This window comes from Natronosalvus halobius (assembly GCF_024138145.1).
GTDB lineage: Archaea > Halobacteriota > Halobacteria > Halobacteriales > Natrialbaceae > Natronosalvus > Natronosalvus halobius.
Genome location: NZ_CP099997.1, coordinates 3331012 through 3348624 on the forward strand (window position 1 = coordinate 3331012; position 17613 = coordinate 3348624).

The following is a 17613-nucleotide window of genomic DNA, read 5'->3' on the forward strand; positions in this document are numbered from 1 at the left end:
ACTCCGGGAGTTTCAAGTGGGTGACAACGCATATTACGTCGTATGTTGCTCTCTTTTCGCCGGAAACCCGAGAACAGTCAAAGGCTACTTACCGATAGGCATCGAGGTACATGACGATGAGTCAGAAGGCAGATCGAAGCCGTCAGCAGGAATTGCGGACGGGGAAACCCGCCACCGTCGATTCGCTGACCCTGGAAAGCGGACTGGAGGCGCTTCGGTCGAGCCCAGCGTTTCACGGGACGGTCGAACCGCTCGACGGGCTCGACGACCTCGAAACCTGCGAGCACATCGCGCTGTTCTACCGGACCCGCGAGGAACGGTTCGCCACCGTTACCCCGTTTATTCGACAGGGTATCGAGCGCGGTGAGCGGGTCATGTACGTCATCGACGACCTCCCGAAGTCCGCTATCCTCGCGGAACTCCGCGGCGGCGACGTCGACGTGGACGCGGCCCTCGAGTCGGGCCAGCTGACGTTTCACACGCTCGAAGAGACCTATCTGCGGTCCGGGCGCTTCGATCCCGACGACATGCTCGAGGTGTACGCCGACGCGATCGAGGAAGCGAAGGAGGAGTACCCGGCGCTTCGCGTCACCGCGAACACGAACTTCATCCTGGACGAGTACGCGACCCTCGAGGACTTCATGGCCTACGAGAGCCGCGTCAACGACCTCTTTCGCGGCGAGGACTGCATCGCGCTCTGTCACTACGATTGCGAGCGCATCCCACCGGAGACGCTCGTCGACGTCGTTCGAACACACCCGCACCTGGTGTACGAAGATACCGTCTGTCACAACTTCTACTACACGCCGCCGGAGGAGTTCTTCGAACCCGACGAACCCACCCGCGACGTCGAGCGAATGCTGAACACGCTGGTCGACCGCGCCAGAGCGCGGTCCGAACTCAACGAGACAGTCGCGGAACTGGAGGAATCCAACGAGCGACTCAAACGGTTCGCGTACGTCGCATCGCACGACTTACAGGAGCCGCTGCGGATGATCTCGAGCTATCTCCAGTTGCTCGACTCTCGCTACGCGGACGACCTGGACGAGGAGGCACAGGAGTACATCGACTTCGCCGTGGACGGCTCCGACCGGATGCGGGAGATGGTCAACGGGTTGCTCGCGTACTCGCGAATCGACATGGACGAGGCGGACTTCGAGCGGGTCGAGTGCGACGACGTCGTCGACGACGTGCTGACCGATCTGCAGGTGCAGATCGACGAGACCGACGCTGCAGTCGACGTCGAGGCGTTACCCGCGGTCTGCGGCGAAGTCCACCAGCTCGAGCAACTGTTCTCGAACCTGGTCTCGAACGCGATCAAGTACAGTGGCGACGAGGTGCCCCGGATCGAGATCACCGGCGAGAAACGGGGTGACCGCTGTGTCTTCTCGGTCACCGACGACGGAATCGGTATCGATCCGGAGTACGTCGACCAGATCTTCGATATTTTCAACCGACTCCACTCGAACGACGAGTTCCAGGGGACCGGTATTGGTCTCTCACTGTGTCGAAAGATCGTCGATCACCACGGCGGTGACATCTGGGTCGACTCGGAACCGGACGACGGCACGACGTTTTACTTCACTCTTCCCGCGGCGGCGTAGCTCCGTTCACAGGTTTACAGGCTCAGTAGTTCCAAATTCACAAGCTCACAGGATTTCAGCAATGACCGAGGAACCGTTCGACATCCTGGTAATCGAGGACAACCCCGGCGACGTTCGGCTCATCGAGAACGGATTCGACGAGAGCGACGTCTCCCGTTCGCTGACCGTCGTCACCGACGGGGCGGAAGCACTCGACTACCTCTATCGACGGAACGGCTTCGAATCCGCGGCGAAACCGGACCTCGTGCTGTTGGATCTGAACGTGCCGAAACTGACCGGAAACGCGGTGCTCGAGCGGATTACCGACGACCCCGACTTTCGTCCGACGCCGATACTCGTTCTCTCGGGATCCCAGTCAGACGACCACGTTCTGGAGACCTATCAGCTTGGAGCGGACGGGTACTTCGTCAAACCGGTGGACCCGCACGAGTTCATCTCGCTCGTCAAAACGATCGGAGATTCGCTGGCCTCTCCCGGGTCGCTCCCTTCGGGGGAGTTCGCCGACATCGACCGGCCCTCGTGAGCCACGCCGAGTAAACGTTCGCCTACCTGACTGTTTGTACTTGCCACGCTCGAGCACCGACTACGACCCCTCACGTCCAACTACAATGTTTATAGTAATATGCCACGTACAGAAACGACCGTCTTCCGGCTCTCTCGAGCCGATCGACCAGTTCACGAGTAACACGTTGGAATTTATATGTTATCAGCAGAGAGTATTCGGCGATGACGACGATTGCCCTCCAGGACGTCGCGAAACGCTACGGCGACGTCACCGCGCTGGCCGGCATCGACCTCGCGGTCGAGTCCGGCGAGGTCTTCGGCTTTCTGGGCCCGAACGGGGCCGGCAAGTCGACGACCATCGACATCCTCATGCGCTACACCCACCCCTCGAGCGGGCGGGTCGAAGTGCTCGGTCACGACGTGACGAGTGACCCGGTCTCGGTGCGAGAGCGGACCGGCATCCTTCCAGAGGGGTACGCTCCCTTCGAGACGATGACCGGCCGCCAGCACCTCGAGTACGCCATCGCGGCCAACGACGCCGACGACGACCCCGACGTCCTGCTCGAGCGCGTGGACGTGGCCCACGCGGCCGACCGCAAGGCCATCGGCTACTCGAAGGGGATGACCCAGCGGCTGGGCCTGGCGATGGCGCTGGTCGGCGACCCCGAACTCCTGATCCTGGACGAGCCCTCGACCGGGCTCGACCCCCACGGCGTCCGACTGATGCGCCAGATCGTTCGCGAGGAGCGTGATCGGGGGGCGACGGTCTTCTTCTCGAGTCACATCTTAGAGCAGGTCGAGGCCGTCGCCGACCGGGTCGGCATCCTCCGGCAGGGCTCGCTGATCGCCGTCGACACTATCGATGGGCTCCGTTCGGCCAACGAGAGCGATGGCGAACTCGTCGTCGAACTCGATCTCGAAAGGGACGAACGGAGCGAGAAACTAGCCGCCGGCGAGGGTGTCTCCGGAATTGGTGCTGGCGTCACCTTCGAACCGGTCGTCGCGGCCGTCGACTCCCTCGCGGGCGTCTCCTCGGTGCGCCGGGACGGCGATGCGCTCGTGGTCGCCTGTACGACGGAGGCGAAACTCGACGTCCTGGACACGATTCGTGAGCAGGGAGCGACGATAACCGACTTTTCGACCGCTGAGACGTCCCTCGAGGAACTGTTCGTCTCCTACACGGAGGGAGACCGATGAACTGGCGACTGCTCGCGAGCAAGGAGTTCGGCGACGCGATTCGAAACTATCAGTTGTACGCGATGGCGGCGCTCTTCGGGCTCATCTTCGGGGTTTTCGGCTACATTCACGTGCGTAACGTGCGACGCGCTCGCGTTCACGAATACCTCTCGGCGCCCGAACCGATCGAGTTCGTCACGATACTCTCGTTGCTCTGTATCGTGTTGATTCCGGCCGCCGGGCTGATGCTCTCGTACGAGGCCATCGTCAAGCGACGCGACGGCGGCCAGTTAACCCTCCTACTGGGGATGCCCCACGACCGACGCGACGTCGTAATCGGGTCGCTGGTGGGGCGGTACCTGGTGTTCCTCGCGCCGTTACTCCTCGGTGTCGTCATCGCGGTCGCGATTCTCTTTGGGTTCGGCGCGACGATTCCGCTAACGGCGCTGGCCGGATTCACGCTCGCCACCGCCGGTCTGGGACTGGCCTACGTCGCCATCGGCATCGGCCTTTCGGGACTGCTCCGATCGCCTTCCTGGGCCGCCGTCTGTGCCTTCGGCGTGTTCATGCTGTTCGTCTTCGTCTGGCGGGTGGTCCCCGACGGCGTCGTTTACCTGGTCTCGGGGCTCGAGTTCCCCGACGAACTCCCGTGGTGGCGCCCCTACGTGGCGACGCTCTCCCCGAGCGTGGCCTACGAACGGGTGCTCGACGCCTACGTGTTCGACCGGGCCGGCGAGGACGCGCCAACGGCGTTCGGCGTGGCGGTCTTGCTCGCCTGGGCGATACTCGCACCGCTGGCGGGGTATCTGCAGTTCGACCGGACGGACCTCTAGCGGTCCACGCACACCGACCTGTGACCGTCTGCGTGGCCCGCGATCACCGCTCCTCAACCCGCCGGCGCTCCTCGAGCGAACACACATACCGCCGCAAAAACGCCTCCTGGGAGTGCTCGCCGGCCTCCAGGTCGGTGAGCTGGGCCTCGAGACCCTCGCGGCCGTACCGACAGAGGTCGCCGTCGCAGGGTTTACAGAAGTACTCGAACGTTTTGCCCTCGCGTTCCCAGCGGTTGCCGTACTTGTCGTACTCGCGGGCCTCGGATCGCGGGACCGTCTCGCCGCAGGCGATGCAGGTTACCGTCTCCGTTCGCCACCGGGAGAGCCACATACGTCGGCTATCAGCGTGCGCCTACTTAGCAATTCTCACGGTGGGCGTGACGGTCACGTGCGGCGACCGAGAGACGGCAACGTCGTGGTCGACCTACCTTCGAACGGGCGTTTTATAGCCGACGTCGCCGTGGTGGCGCGTATGCAGGTCAAATCGCGACACCACCTCCGCAGCGATGCCATCTCTGAGATCGATACGGCCGTGTCCAACCGTCTCGGCGTCACGCTCGCGGGCGACACCTACGAGCGCGTCGAGTTCGAAGACAGCGACTGGGAGGTCGTCCTGGTCGACGGCGCTCCGGAAATCGCTTACTTCGACGACGAGCCGTTCCTGACCGTTCGCGGGGCGAACGCCTACGACCCCGACTACCGGATCGTGACCGTCGACGCGGGCGCAGTCTCGTTCGTCTCCGACGGCGCGGACGTGATGCGCCCGGGAATCACCGAAGCCGACGCCGAAATCTCTGAGGGGGACCTCGTGTTGATCGCCGAGGAGTCCCACGGCAAGGTGCTGGCGATCGGGCGCGCTCGCATCTCGGGGACGGAAATGGTTGGCGACGAGGGGAAGGTCGTCGACTCGCTGCACCACGTTGGCGACGACCTCTACTCGTTTTCTGGGTAGCGCTCGGTCTATTCGCGTTTGCGGGCTGCTTACGTACTCCCAATCCTCGAGTCATGGTGGTCTAAACGCTCGAGGCAAGGTACTTCCAACCCTCGAGCGACGGTACTCTCTCTCGAGAAACGACTCACTCCTCGCCCGCGTCGATGTCGTCTTCCTCGTAGGCGTCGCCGTACTTCTCGAGCGTCGTTTCGTACCCCTCTCGAGCCAGGTCAAAGGTCTCCTGGAGGTCCGCGATCGGTTCGAGGGTCGCGTCGACTCGGAGGTCGTCGTAGAACGGTTCGAGTTCGCGCTCCTCGGTCGTCGCGACGCGGACGGCCGCACTCTGGACGCGTAGTTCCTCGCGCTTGTCGCCTCCTTCGGCGTGACCGGCGGCGAGGGCGTCGATCAGGCGTTCGGCGAGCGGGGCGTCGTCGTCCCTCGAGTCCGCGTAGGCCGCTGCGGTCGCCTCGATCACGGACTCCCCGGTCAGGAGGTTGCCGGCGACCGTGTAGCCATCGCCGCCCGTGTGTCCGTACCAGTCCTTGCAGTCCTCCCCCGAGAACGTGAACTCGCCGTCGCGGTCGACGCCGTGGAGCTGGCGGTTCGAGGCCCCCTCGTCCGCGTTGAGCAGGGCCTCGAGGGCGTCCTCGACGGCGAGTCCGTCGTCGACGTACTGGATTCCCCGCCGACCGAGGTCGATGTTCACCAGGCTCTGGGTGGCGACGGCCCCGTTCTCGCTGACGAACGGGCAGAGGGTACCGACGCCGGGAAGCCGGGTTGTCACCGCGACGCCGAAGCGGTCGTGTTCCTCGCCGTCGTCGTCCTCGTACGTCTCGTGGACGCAGATGCTGAACGTCATGTCGTCCGGGGGCACGTACTCCGCCGGCAAAAAGGGGCGTCTCCCGGCAGTTTGCGAGGCCAAATGTGGCCTCGACAGACCCGGAGTATCAGTTATCAGTACGCCTGGCTGTCGCTCGTTTCGTTGCCCGCGGCGTCCGTCACAGTCACCCGGACGCTGTCGGGACTGTCACGCGTCCGCAGGTCGTCCTCGCCCGAGGCGCTCGAACCGCTGACACTCGTCGTCTGACTGTCCAGGACGCTGGTGCCCGAGAGGAGTTCCGTCGTAACGCTCGCGAGATCGCCGTCGGCGTCCGAGACGGACCAGGTGACGCTGGCGCGCGACCAGGGACCGCTCGAGCTTGTGGAGACGGCGAACTGGTCGATGGCGGGTGCGGTGTCACCATCACCGCCGTCGCCGCCGTCGCCATCGTCGCCGCCGTCACCACCATCGAGTCCGAGCGAGTTCGCGACGTTCAGCCGACCCGCGCCTTGCTCGTTGCTGGCCAGGCCGACGTCCTCGGCACCGTCCGTCAGCAATTGGCGGACGTTTGCGGGGTCCTCGCCGGCACCGATCAGGGTCGCGGCCGCGCCGGCGACGTGAGGGCAGGCCATCGAAGTCCCGGAGAACTGGGCGTAGTCGCTGCGCGGGATCGACGAGAGGACGTCGACGCCGGGAGCGGCAATCTCGACCTCCGGTCCGGTCGAGGAGAAGTCCGCGAGGTCGTCGTTGGAATCGGTCGCGGAGACGGCGACGACCTCGTCGTACGCGGCGGGGTAGCCGACGCAGTCGGAACAGGGTCCGTCGTTTCCGGCCGCCGCGACGATGACCTTCCCCTGCTGGTCGGCGTACTGACAGGCGTCGCGAACGACGCTCGAGTCGCTACCGCCGAGGCTCATGCTCAACACGTCGATCTGGCTGTGGTCGGCGGCCCACTCGATACCCGCGGCGATGCTGTCGTACGAGCCACCGCCCGAACAGTCCAGTACCTTGACCGCGTGCAGGGTGGCGTCCGGGGCGACGCCGATGACGCCCAGCCCGTTGTCGGCCGCAGCGGCCGTCCCCGCACAGTGGCTCCCGTGATCGTTGTCGTCGTCCCAGACCTCCAGGCACTCGCTGATGTCGTTGCCGCCGCCGAAGGGACCACCGCCGCATCCGGTGTCACACTCCGCGTCGCCCGCGGCCCAGCCGTCGCCGAGGTTCTCCGAGAGCGTCTCGTGCTGGGCGTCGATTCCGGTGTCGATAATCGCGATGTTCGCGCCGGCGCCGGTTTCGCCGTTGTCGATCGCCACGTCGGCGTCTACCAGGTCGATGCCGTACGGCGTCGTCTGCTCGAGGGCGTGCATCCGACCGTTTTGCTCGATGTAGCGAACGTCCGGATTGTTCTCGAGCGCTTCGATAGCCTGCTCGGAGAACCGTCCCGAGATGGCTTTGCCGACGTCGCCGAACTCGAGTTCGAGCCGAACGCTGTTGGCTCGCTCGCTGGCGACATCGAATCCGCTGTTGGCTCGCAGTCCGACGATGTATTCGTCGCCCTGTCCGGATACCTGTCCGGCCAGTGCCGTCGCGGCGACTCCGGCTCCGACTCCTCGCAGTAGCGTTCGTCGTGAAACGTGTTCCCGTGACATGGTATTATCAACCACGGTTACACTCACCATACCTTAGCTTATAAAAGTTCTTATAATAATTCGAAAAATAAACTCTACTTGATAGTCGAATAACAATTCGGTGAATTGCGACAAGTTGGTATTGCTGTTACCGAATCGGGGAGGACCGTGAAGTCGCGAGACAGCGTCTGACGTAAGAACTATACTCCAGCGCGGGACCATTGACGCTATGGGATTAATGAGCAAGATCCTCGGCAGCGGGCAGACGCGCACCGCCGACGAGTACGTCGAACTCGACCTCGACGACGTCACACCGTCGACCGGGGACGCCGGTATGTCCGTCCACATCGCCGAAATCGGGGGGCAGGTCGACGCCATCGACATCAAGGACGCCGTCTACGACGGCGACATCGTCATCGCCGACATCACCCGTCTACGCACCAAGGACAGCACGACTGAACACATCGTCGACGAACTCCGGCAGGTCGCCCGCGAGGTCGACGGCGACATCGTCCAGAAAGGTGACGACCAGCTCATCATCACCCCGACCGGGATTCGGATCGGACGGGAGAAACTGGGCCGGTAAGGATCCAGGTCGTTTTCGCTTCTCGAGATAACGTCGTGAGTGACTACTCGAGTCACGTAGCTCGACTCGAGGTCAAACTCACCGCAAATGCCTGATTTACCGGCTCTCCGTAGCCGCCGAACCGTCGGCTTCACTCTCGAGTCGCTCTGCCGCAAGATCGCGATCCTCGGGATAGCCCACGTCGATCCGCCAACCGTCCATCCGAATTGCGTCGATAGTGCGCCCCGACTGGATCAGCAGGTCGATCGCGTCGGGGAGTTCGTACTCGCCCCGGTCGGAGGGCTGGACGAGGTGGCAGGCGTGGAAGATCGCCGGTGTAAACGTGTAAAAGCCCGTCATCACCAGATTCGACGGCGGATCGTCCGGTTTCTCCATCACCTCGACGACCTCGCCGTACTCGTTCGTGTCCAGGACGCCGTACCTCGAGGCCTCCTCGTAGGGTACCTCCTCGACGAGGAAGGCCGCGTCGGCGCGATCTTCTCGCTGGCGGTTGATCACGTCCCCGAGGTTGCTCCGGAAGACGTTATCCCCGAGCATCAGAACGAAGTCGTCGTCGACGTGCGGTTCGGCCTGGAGGATAGCGTGAGCGAGGCCCAACTGTTCGCGCTGGTGGGCGTACGTGATTGGGACGCCGTCGTAGGCGTCCCCGTAGCGCTCGATAATCTGTTCTTTCATGTGGCCGACGACGACGATTAGCTCGGTGACGCCGATCTCGAGGAGGTTGTCGAATACGTCCTGGACGAGGGGCGTGCCGTCGACTTCTACGAGGGCCTTGGGCTTGTCGTCTGTGAGGGGCTGTAACCGGGTGCCTTTGCCGGCTGCGAGGACCACTGCTTGCATGGGAAAACGGATCCTGTCCGCGCACATATAAGTTTGGAGGTTGCAGAGGGGGAGAGCCCGTGAATTCCCCGATACGAACGTTCGAGGGTGCCTCCTGTTTCAGAGTTTTTTTTAGTCACGATTCCCTTTGAGGTGGACAGGTATCGAAGCATGGTGGCCCAAACCAGTGATGAGTTGGTCTCGATTATCGTCCCGGTATACAACGACCCGATCGGCTTACGTTCGACTCTGGATTCGCTCGTGCCCCAGGTTACGGAGTCGAACGCGTCGATCGTCGTCGTCGACAACGATTCTACCGATCGGACGCCCTCCGTGATCGACGAATATGCCGGTATCGGCTCCGTGACTGGCCTCCGTGAAACGTCCGTCCAGTCGTCGTACGCGGCCCGTAATACCGGTATTCGAGCCACCGAGAGCAACGTTCTTGCGTTCGTCGACGCGGATATGACCGTCCCCGAGGACTGGCTCGAGTCCGCCCTCCAGATCTTCCAAGCCCAGGACGCCGACTACATGGGTTGCAACGTTGAACTCACCCTTCCAGAAAACCCGCCTCTCTCGGCCCGCTATGACCATCACACCGGCTTCCCCATCCAACAGTACCTCGAACACCAGCACTTTGCCCCAACCTGTTGTCTGTTCGTCCGCCGCGACGTCTTCGAGAACGTCGGCCTCTTCGATCATCGGCTCGTCTCCGGCGGCGACAAGGAGTTCGGCAATCGAGTCTACGACGCTGGCTACGACCTTCACTTCGCTGACGACGCCACGATGTACCACCCGACCAGGAACAGCCTCCGCGCCCACGTCAAGAAGGATCTCCGCGTCGGCCGTGGGCTCTGTCAGCTACAACGCTTTCACTCCGACCGCTTCGGCACGCCGGGGATCCCGCCCCGACCAAGCGGGATCAAACGCCCCGATCGCGATCTCCCCACGAAAGACCGACTCGCCTTCGGCACGCTCTCGAGACTGTTTACTGCCGTCCGCGGACTGGGATATTTCGAGGAGTACCTCACCGAGGATCGGCGCGGGGAGCTCGAGGGCGTTCCACGACTCGAGACGTAAGCAGATTTTCGAGAGTAGCTACAACGGTTGAAAACGGGGCCATCAGGTATCCGTTACCGCGTCACGACCGGCAACCAACTCCGACCGATCGACCTCGAGCAGCCCGTACAGATAGCCGAAACCGACGGCTGCAGTGAAGATAAAGATCGTCACGAGCTGTTTCGCCTTCGCGCTCGAGGGCTCACGAACCAGGTTCCCGATTCGATCCGGAACGAACTCGAGCATGAGTTGCTTCAAATAATCGTTCTTGTCTCCGGATGCCTCGGGCAACAGTAGATCCATGATTCGCTTCGAGTAGCCCTGCCAGAACGACCGGAACACCAGCCACCGGAACTCCCCGCGGTAGTCGAACAACTTGTGGTTCACCACCGCATCGGTGTTGTAGATCACGCCCTTGCCGTACCGGTTGGCCATCCGAATACACACGGGTGCCTCGTGAGCCTGGATGTGTCGATCACCCTTTCTGCCCGTGTTCTCGTCGTAGCCTCCGACGTTCAGGAACACGTCACGTCGAAAGGAGATGTTCGAGCCGTAGGTGTTTCGCAACTCCTCCATGTGCTCGCCCATCCCACGTTCGTCGCAGCCGACGAGCCAGTAGAACTCCGCGGGGAAGAAGTCGGGCTTCTCGGTCACCCAGTCGGGCTTCGCGTGGCCCCCGACCGCGATCGCGTCGGTCTCCTCGTAGACGCGGGCCAGTTCGTCGATCCAGTTGGGTTCGGCTACGGCGTCGTCGTCGATGAACGCAACCACGTCGCCGGTCGCGATCTTCGCACCTTTCGTCCGACTGTAGGAGATGCCCTGGTTCTCGTCGTTACAGTGGAGGACGACGTTCTCGAGACCTCCGAAATCCTCCTGCACGCGGTCGAACACGGTCTCGTTCCCGTCGACGACGATCACGACCTCGAGCGGCTGGTAGGTTTGTTCGAGGACGCTCTCGACGCACTCGGAGAACACCTCGTAGCGCTCCATCGCGTACGTACAGATCACGACGGAGACCTGATCGTTCATTGGAAACACGTTTCGTGGATTGGAGAATAAGCCTTTTTCTTCGCGAAACACTCGTCTCGAGCCGCTGACTACATCGGCGATGGCCGTCGAGGTCCGAAACATCGGACGGTGCGAGAATATGACAAGGCTTATTCTTGGCTTCCGTCTCGTGCACGTTAATGAGTACGGAGACTGAACGTGTCGATACCGAAACCAGGTCCTCGCCGCTCCGGATCGCGAGACGATGGTATCACGTACCGCTTCTGGCGGTCGTGATGGCCTTTATGCTGTGGACTCGCCTCCGGTCGTACGATTCCGTGGCGATGCGAAACGGGCAGCCCCGATTGTCCGGCGTCGACTCGTGGTATCACTGGCGAGCTATTCAGTGGACGGCCGAAAATTATCCGCGAACGATGCCGTTCGAAGTCTGGACGGGGTATCCAACGGGTAATTACGTCGGCCAGTTCGGGACGCTCTTCGACCAGCTCATCGTCACGGCGGCGATGGTCGTCGGTCTCGGCGATCCGTCGACGCAGACGCTGTACACCGTATCTATCGTCGCGATTCCGCTCATGGCTGCGCTCGTCGCCATCCCGGTCTTCTACATGGGTCGTCGTCTCGGTGGGACGATCGGTGGGCTCGTCTCGGTGGTCTTACTCGCGCTCACTCCAGGATCGTTCTTCTATCGATCCGCTGCGGGCCAGCTCGACCACCACATCGGTGAGGTCCTGTTCATGGCCATCGCTGTACTCGCAATGATGGTTGCGGTTCGGAGTGCCGAACAGGACCGCCCGATCTGGGAACTCGTCGAGGCACGCGACTGGGATGCGCTTCGACGGCCGACGTTGTACAGCGTGGCGGCCGGCGTGGCGTTATCGCTCTACATCTGGATTTGGCCTGCGGGTGTCGTCCTCACTGGGATCTTTGGCGTGTTCTTCCTGGTTGCTCTCTGTCTTCAGTATCTACGAGGTGCCTCGCCGGACCACCTCGCATTCGTGGGCGTAATTAGCATGGGCTTGACGGCGATATTTACGCTCGTACTGCTCGAGGAACCGGGTTCGAGTCCGACGAGTTTCAGTTACATTCAACCGCTCGTTGCCGCTGCTGTCGCGGTGGGTTCCGCGTTCATGGCCTGGTTCGCTAGATTGTGGGACGGCCGCTCCCTGGAACGCCAGTACTATCCGGTCGCCGTTCTCGGCCTGGTTGGACTCGCGTTCCTGCTGATGGCCGTCGTCCTACCAGATATTTTCGGGACGATCACGAGCAACCTTTCCCGTCGCCTCCTCCCCTTCGGGGAAAGCGCTACAGACCTGACGATTTCGGAGGCCCAGCCCCCGGACGACTTCACCCAGTACGCCTTCAACGAGTTCGGGGCCGCGTTCTTCACGATGCTCGGCGGACTCGCGTTCCTCGTGCTCCGCCCGCTGTTCGGTCGCGAGTGGCGCGCCGAGTACACTCTCGTGATCGTCTGGTCGCTGTTCCTGATCAGCATGGCAGCCACTCAGACCCGGTTCTCCTACTACCTCGCGATCGCGGTCGCAGTCGTCAACGCAGTCTTCGTCGCGGACATCGCTCGCCTCCTCAGCCTGGATTTCCATCGAACGGCCGACTCGATTCGCGACGTCGAGACCTATCAGGTGATTGCGATCGTCCTCGTCGTCATGATGCTGTTCATGCCCCTGCTCCCGCCGATTGCGGCCGACGGCGCTACCACCTGGGAGCGCGGTGATAACGTCGGCCCGAACGGCAACGCGATGACCTGGGACGAGTCGACCCAGTGGCTCCTCGAGAGTACACCCGAACCCGGGAACTGGGCTGGTGCGGGCAACCAGAGCGAACTCGAATACTACGGGACCTACGACCGTCCCGCCGACGGCGACTTCGACTACCCGGGTGGCGCCTACGGGGTGATGTCCTGGTGGGACTACGGCCACCTGATCACGACCAACGGCGAGCGCATCCCGCACTCGAACCCGTTCCAGCAGAACGCCCGGTCGTCCTCGTGGTACCTGCTGGCCGAGGAGGAGTCTCACGGCGAGGCCATCCTGGACGGTATCGCCGCGGACGTTCCGGTGGTGAATCAGCCGGAAGAAGCGATCACCGCGGAACTCGAGAACGCCGACAGTGTCGACGAGGGCGAGATGCGGTACGTCATGATCGACGACGAGATGGCTGGCGGGAAGTTCAGTGCGATCACCCAGTGGACTGACCCGGCGTACAGTCGGTTCCAGACCCAGGAAACGGCAAATCTCAGCGGCCAGGAGTTCGACGTTCCGACGACGAGCGAGGCCTACCACGACACGATGCTCGCCTCGCTGTACCTCCACGATGCGGAGGGAATGGACCACTACCGTCTGGTCCACGAATCGAGTTCGTACTCGGTCGTCGGGACGCAGTTGCTGCAGACGCCGAACGGGCTGTACCCGGTGACGACGCGCTCGGGAACGTTCTTCGGAGCGCAACCGGACGACGTTTCCGCCAGGCTCGAGGAGGCCCGAGCGTTGAACCGCCCGACGGCGTTCAACGGGTATGCGGTCGAACTTGGCGGCCGGTACTATCCCGCCTACGCCTACAACGCGTATCTGGTCTCGGACGTCAAGACTTTCGAGCGCGTCGAGGGGGCGACGATTACCGGTTCGGTCGACGGCGAGGTCGCCGAATCCGACCGCGTCTACGCGCAGGTCGAACTCGAGACGGAGCCAGGACGAACGTTCACCTACACGCAGCAGGCCAACGTGAGCGACGACGGCACGTTCGAGCTGACGGTGCCGTATGCGACGAACGACGAGCTCGGACCGGAAGATGGCTACACGGACAGTGCAGTCGAGGCGATCGACGACGAGTACGAAATCTTCGTCGGCACGCCCGAAGACGGGGAGATCGAGCGCCAGTACCTGGGGACCACGGCGGTTCCCGAGACGGCCGTCGTGGATGGTGAAGACCTCGAGGTGACGCTCGAGGAGGGTGACGGCGAGGTCGTGCCAGACCCGGATGCAGAGGCGCAACCACCCGAAGGTGAGGACGAGAACGTGAGTGACGGAGAGAATGAGACTGACGATGACGAAATCGCCGATGACGAAGCCGACGACGGATCTGACGAGAACGGATCGGAGAACGTCACGGACGACGGCAACGAGACGGAGACGGATTCAGAAGATGAGAACACGACGGGTACGGGTTCGGACGACGAAAACGCGACGAACGAAACGAACGACACGCCGGACGCTCCTACCCTGATCGATCCGGTGGCGCCGCCGCGGGCGGACTGATCCGGGCACGATTCTACTCGAAGTGAGGCCGCGCTGTCGACTCGGGACGAACATCGCCTTGAGAGGCAGGCGTTGCCGGAACGTCGACCACCGTCGACCGCCGACGCTTTTGTGACGCGCATCGAGCAGTGAGACATGGACGATCACGATCTGCTTCGAATGACGCCCGGGCCCACGGAGGTCCCCGAACGCGTCCGCGAGCGCATGGCCGAACCGAGCCGGAACCCCGACGTCGAACCCGAGTTCGTCGACTTCTATCGCGACCTCACCGAGAAACTCGACCCGATCTACGGCGACGGCGACGTCGCCATCCTCGGCGGTGAGGGCATACTGGGGCTCGAGGCCGCGGTCGCTTCGCTGGTCGATTCTGGTGACGAGGTACTCTGTATCGCCAACGGGCTCTACGGCGAGGGCTTTGCGGACTTCGTCGACCTCTACGACGGTAAGGCGACCGTCTGCGGCGGCGACTGGCGGGAACCGATCGACGTCGACGCGGTCGAACGGGAACTCGAAACCGGCGACTACGCCGTCGCGACGATGGTCCACTGCGAGACGCCCACCGGCGTGCTCAACGACCTCGAACCGATGCTCGACCTCCTCGCCGAACACGACGTGATCAGCGTCGTCGACGCCGTTTCCTCGCTCGGGGGAACACCGGTGCCGACCGACCGCATCGACGTCGTCCTGGGGGCGACCCAGAAGTGTTTCAGCGCGCCGCCAGGACTGACCGTCTGTGCGGTGAGCGACCGCGCCTGGGCGCGGATCGAATCCGTCGAAACGCGTTCGTTCTACGCGAGTCTCGAGCCCTGGAAGACCGTGATCCAGGACGAGTGGTTTCCCTACACCCACCTCACGGCCAACCTGCAGGCGCTCGACGCGGCGACAGATCTGCTGCTCGAGGAGGGTCTCGACTCCGTCTACGCGCGTCACGAGGCGGCCGCCGAGCGGTGTCGTGAGCGGGCCGACGACCTTGGCCTCGAGGTGTATCCCGACGACTCGCTCGCGTCGCCGACGGTCACGGCGCTCGACCTCGAGGGGCGCGCGACGGACCTCCAGGCGCAGATTCGCGAGGAACACGGTATCGTCCTCTCGACGGGTCTGGGAGATCTCGAGGACGATATCCTCAGGATCGGGCACATGGGCAACAACGCCCAGATCGATCGGGTCGACCGAACGATGGATGCGCTCGAGGCCGCGCTCGAGTGACACGTGACAGCGCGTACATTCAGTGAGTTCTCCAGTTACCGGGTGAGGCCGCTCCTGGATCGATTGCCACGAGGTAGGTTTTCGTATCAAAGCCTGTTTCGCGCGTGACACGCATTAGAAGTACCGATCACCACGATATCTATTGAATCGACGCCGTAACCGTCGCTTGACTGCCACATTCTCGAAACGAATAACCACCCGGATATAATAACTTCACTATCGAGGGTGTGAATATAACCAAGTATTAAGAGTATCGCCCACACTCTGTGTGGGTGGGCTTGTCATGACACAGGTAATTTGGATCGTTGCCGCGGTATTGGTAACGTTTACAGTGGGGTACGTGGGGTACTCGAGGTACCTCGCACAGTTCGTTGAACTCGACTCGAGTCGAACCACACCGGCACACAAGTACGAGGACGGCCAGGAGTACGTCCCATCGAAGAAACCGGTGTTGTTGGGCCATCACTTCTCGAGCATCGCCGGTGGTGCGCCAATCGTCGGTCCGATCACGGCGGGCGCCATCTGGGGTTGGGCGCCCGCGCTCGCGTGGGTCGCTATCGGGAATCCCCTAATGGGTGCCGTTCACGACTTCATCTCGTTGTCCGGGTCGATGCGACACGAGGGGAAGTCGATTGGCTACATCATCGGCGAGTACGTTGGCGAACGGGGCAAGGACATGTTGCTCTGGTTCGCGTTCCTCACCATCATCCTGGTGGTGGCGGTGTTCGCGCTCGTCGTGGGTATCGTCCTGAACGCGTTTCCGCAGGCGGCTACCGCGAGCCTGGTGTACATCGGGCTCGCACTGGTGTTCGGGGTGTATCTCTACCAGATGAACGCCCCGTTCATTCCCGGGACAATTCTGTTTGTCGCAGGCGTATTCGCGGGCGTCTGGGTCGGGATCCAGTACCCGCTCGCGATCTTCGAGCTGGCGGAGGGTGCCCACCCTGAGGGAACCATCGTTCTGCTCGAGGGAACGGGTTCGTGGATGCCCGGTGCCGGCACCCCCGCGCTAAACGGAAACAGCGCTGCGTGGGTCCCGGTCATCCTCGTGTACGCTGCGGTCGCCAGTGCGCTCCCAGTCTGGACGTTGCTCCAGCCGCGTGACTACCTCTCGTCGTTCCTGCTGTACGCGGGGGTCGGCGGGGCGCTGCTCGCCATCATCATCGGAACGGTCTTCGGGACGGCCTCCCAGCCGCTCGTGGTCGACAGCAGCATCGGCGCGTTCGAGGGATTCCTGGGTGTCGACGCCGTCTCGCCCTACCCACTATTCCCGCTGTTGTTCATCACGATCGCGTGCGGGACCATCAGCGGCTTCCACTCGCTCGTTTCCTCGGGAACGACGGCTAAGCAACTCAACAAGGAGAGCGACGCACGGCTCATCGGCTACGGCGGCATGCTCGGTGAGGGTCTGCTCGCCGCGACGGCGCTGTCGACGCTGGCAGTTGCTGGGCTGGCATCGGAAGCATCAGGTGGCGGTATTGGCGGCGCGCTCCCGAACTTCGCAACCGGCGGGGGAATCATCCTCACGAGTTTCGGTATCGACCCTGCATTCGGCGCCCCGTTCATGGCGCTCGTGCTCGTGAGCTTCCTGCTCACGTCCACCGACACGGCCGCTCGCCTCGGCCGATACATGATGGAGGAAATCGTCGGCATGGTCGGAAGCGGTACCGACACCGGCTTCTCCGGCGGTGTCGGCTCGTTCGCTCGCGGTCGATACACGAATCCCGTCATCCAGATCAGCATCGCGTACGTGCTCATCATTTCCGGTCAGTGGAACACACTGTGGGGGCTGTTCGGCGGTGCCAACCAGCTGCTCGCTGCGCTGGCCCTGCTCACTGGGACGGTCTGGCTGGCCAACTGGGACCGCTCCAAGCAACTCGTCAGCACCGGTGTCCCGATGGCCATCATGGTCGTCATTACCACCCTCGGGCTCACCTGGTTGGCACTCTACGAGAACTTGTACGTGAACCTGCTACAAGGCGGTGCAGATGGAACCCTCGCGACCGCTTCCGCGTTCGTCCAGATGGTACTCGCCCTCGTGCTCATCTACCTGGCGCTCTCGCTGATGCGCATCGGGTACGGGAACATCTCGAGTGCGCGGACGGGTCGCGGTCCTGCGGCGGAACCAGGCGACGACTGAATCGAGAAACAACTACCCCCTGCGGTCCCTGCT

Annotated in this window: 15 protein-coding genes; 10 read left to right on the forward strand and 5 right to left on the reverse strand. The window is 62.8% G+C overall.

The features are described 5' to 3' along the window. The first annotated feature begins 116 nt into the window (after positions 1–116). The 4 genes from NGM15_RS16125 to NGM15_RS16140 all read left to right on the forward strand — a co-directional run bounded on the left by NGM15_RS16125 (position 117) and on the right by NGM15_RS16140 (position 4117). Complete coding sequence (locus NGM15_RS16125) at positions 117–1604, forward strand: sensor histidine kinase (protein WP_253433176.1); 1488 nt, start codon at positions 117–119, stop codon at positions 1602–1604. Between the two features lie 61 nt (positions 1605–1665). Next, entirely contained in the window at positions 1666–2127 is a 462-nt protein-coding gene (locus NGM15_RS16130; RefSeq protein WP_253433178.1) for a response regulator, read from the forward strand. 203 nt (positions 2128–2330) lie between these two features. Continuing rightward, a complete protein-coding gene (locus NGM15_RS16135; RefSeq protein WP_253433181.1) occupies positions 2331–3305 on the forward strand; it encodes an ABC transporter ATP-binding protein in 975 nt (324 codons plus the stop codon). Continuing rightward, the gene (locus NGM15_RS16140; protein WP_253433183.1) at positions 3302–4117 is read left to right on the forward strand and encodes an ABC transporter permease subunit; all 816 of its coding nucleotides are present in this window, start codon (positions 3302–3304) and stop codon (positions 4115–4117) included. Before NGM15_RS16135 ends, NGM15_RS16140 begins: the two co-directional genes overlap by 4 nt. Before the next feature lie 43 nt (positions 4118–4160). Here the strand turns inward: NGM15_RS16140 and NGM15_RS16145 are convergent, their stop codons facing one another. Next, positions 4161–4448 carry a DUF7562 family protein gene (locus NGM15_RS16145; protein ID WP_253433186.1) on the reverse strand — a complete coding sequence of 96 codons (288 nt, stop codon included), beginning with the start codon at positions 4446–4448 and terminating at the stop codon, positions 4161–4163. Between the two features lie 141 nt (positions 4449–4589). Between NGM15_RS16145 and NGM15_RS16150 the strand changes: the two genes are divergently transcribed. Then, positions 4590–5069, forward strand: a complete 480-nt coding sequence (locus NGM15_RS16150) for an RNA-binding protein (protein WP_253433189.1) — start codon at positions 4590–4592, stop codon at positions 5067–5069. A gap of 124 nt (positions 5070–5193) precedes the next feature. Here NGM15_RS16150 and NGM15_RS16155 read toward each other — a convergent pair whose 3' ends face one another. Then, the gene (locus NGM15_RS16155; RefSeq protein WP_253433192.1) at positions 5194–5907 is read right to left on the reverse strand and encodes a DUF1028 domain-containing protein; all 714 of its coding nucleotides are present in this window, start codon (positions 5905–5907) and stop codon (positions 5194–5196) included. A gap of 95 nt (positions 5908–6002) precedes the next feature. Further along, a complete protein-coding gene (locus NGM15_RS16160; RefSeq protein WP_253433194.1) occupies positions 6003–7529 on the reverse strand; it encodes a S8 family peptidase in 1527 nt (508 codons plus the stop codon). 193 nt (positions 7530–7722) lie between these two features. Here NGM15_RS16160 and NGM15_RS16165 point away from each other — a divergent pair, with 193 nt between their 5' ends. Further along, positions 7723–8079 (forward strand): cell division protein SepF, encoded by a 357-nt coding sequence (locus tag NGM15_RS16165; protein WP_253433197.1) that lies wholly within the window; start codon positions 7723–7725, stop codon positions 8077–8079. A gap of 96 nt (positions 8080–8175) precedes the next feature. Here the strand turns inward: NGM15_RS16165 and aglF are convergent, their stop codons facing one another. Then, positions 8176–8919, reverse strand: coding sequence for a UTP--glucose-1-phosphate uridylyltransferase AglF (gene aglF / locus NGM15_RS16170; protein WP_253433200.1), 744 nt, complete (start codon positions 8917–8919; stop codon positions 8176–8178). A gap of 174 nt (positions 8920–9093) precedes the next feature. On the opposite strand from aglF, the gene NGM15_RS16175 reads away from it, so the two are divergent. After that, positions 9094–9978: a glycosyltransferase family 2 protein gene (locus tag NGM15_RS16175; protein ID WP_305882010.1), complete on the forward strand. Its 885-nt coding sequence runs from the start codon at positions 9094–9096 to the stop codon at positions 9976–9978. A gap of 42 nt (positions 9979–10020) precedes the next feature. On the opposite strand, the gene aglG is transcribed toward NGM15_RS16175, so the two are convergent. Next, on the reverse strand, positions 10021–10986 hold the full coding sequence (gene aglG / locus NGM15_RS16180; RefSeq protein ID WP_253433204.1) for a glucosyl-dolichyl phosphate glucuronosyltransferase: 966 nt from the start codon (positions 10984–10986) through the stop codon (positions 10021–10023). A gap of 158 nt (positions 10987–11144) precedes the next feature. Here aglG and NGM15_RS16185 point away from each other — a divergent pair, with 158 nt between their 5' ends. From NGM15_RS16185 to NGM15_RS16195, 3 genes are all read left to right on the forward strand, one after another. Then, positions 11145–14234 carry an oligosaccharyl transferase, archaeosortase A system-associated gene (locus NGM15_RS16185; protein ID WP_253433207.1) on the forward strand — a complete coding sequence of 1030 codons (3090 nt, stop codon included), beginning with the start codon at positions 11145–11147 and terminating at the stop codon, positions 14232–14234. A 135-nt stretch (positions 14235–14369) separates the two neighbouring features. Then, positions 14370–15440, forward strand: coding sequence for a pyridoxal-phosphate-dependent aminotransferase family protein (locus NGM15_RS16190; protein ID WP_253433210.1), 1071 nt, complete (start codon positions 14370–14372; stop codon positions 15438–15440). A gap of 283 nt (positions 15441–15723) precedes the next feature. Further along, positions 15724–17580, forward strand: coding sequence for a carbon starvation CstA family protein (locus NGM15_RS16195; protein ID WP_253433213.1), 1857 nt, complete (start codon positions 15724–15726; stop codon positions 17578–17580). Positions 17581–17613: the final 33 nt, after the last annotated feature.

Bases quoted from the DNA above. Each gene is read 5' to 3' on its own strand.
- aglF (WP_253433200.1), bottom strand. From the start codon at position 8,919: ATGCAAGCAGTGGTCCTCGCAGCCGGCAAAGGCACCCGGTTACAGCCC.
- NGM15_RS16135 (WP_253433181.1), top strand. From the start codon at position 2,331: ATGACGACGATTGCCCTCCAGGACGTCGCGAAACGCTACGGCGACGTC.
- NGM15_RS16130 (WP_253433178.1), top strand. From the start codon at position 1,666: ATGACCGAGGAACCGTTCGACATCCTGGTAATCGAGGACAACCCCGGC.
- NGM15_RS16155 (WP_253433192.1), bottom strand. From the start codon at position 5,907: ATGACGTTCAGCATCTGCGTCCACGAGACGTACGAGGACGACGACGGC.
- NGM15_RS16190 (WP_253433210.1), top strand. From the start codon at position 14,370: ATGGACGATCACGATCTGCTTCGAATGACGCCCGGGCCCACGGAGGTC.
- NGM15_RS16125 (WP_253433176.1), top strand. From the start codon at position 117: ATGAGTCAGAAGGCAGATCGAAGCCGTCAGCAGGAATTGCGGACGGGG.
- NGM15_RS16150 (WP_253433189.1), top strand. From the start codon at position 4,590: ATGCAGGTCAAATCGCGACACCACCTCCGCAGCGATGCCATCTCTGAG.
- NGM15_RS16195 (WP_253433213.1), top strand. From the start codon at position 15,724: ATGACACAGGTAATTTGGATCGTTGCCGCGGTATTGGTAACGTTTACA.
- NGM15_RS16165 (WP_253433197.1), top strand. From the start codon at position 7,723: ATGGGATTAATGAGCAAGATCCTCGGCAGCGGGCAGACGCGCACCGCC.
- NGM15_RS16145 (WP_253433186.1), bottom strand. From the start codon at position 4,448: ATGTGGCTCTCCCGGTGGCGAACGGAGACGGTAACCTGCATCGCCTGC.
- aglG (WP_253433204.1), bottom strand. From the start codon at position 10,986: ATGAACGATCAGGTCTCCGTCGTGATCTGTACGTACGCGATGGAGCGC.
- NGM15_RS16140 (WP_253433183.1), top strand. From the start codon at position 3,302: ATGAACTGGCGACTGCTCGCGAGCAAGGAGTTCGGCGACGCGATTCGA.
- NGM15_RS16185 (WP_253433207.1), top strand. From the start codon at position 11,145: ATGAGTACGGAGACTGAACGTGTCGATACCGAAACCAGGTCCTCGCCG.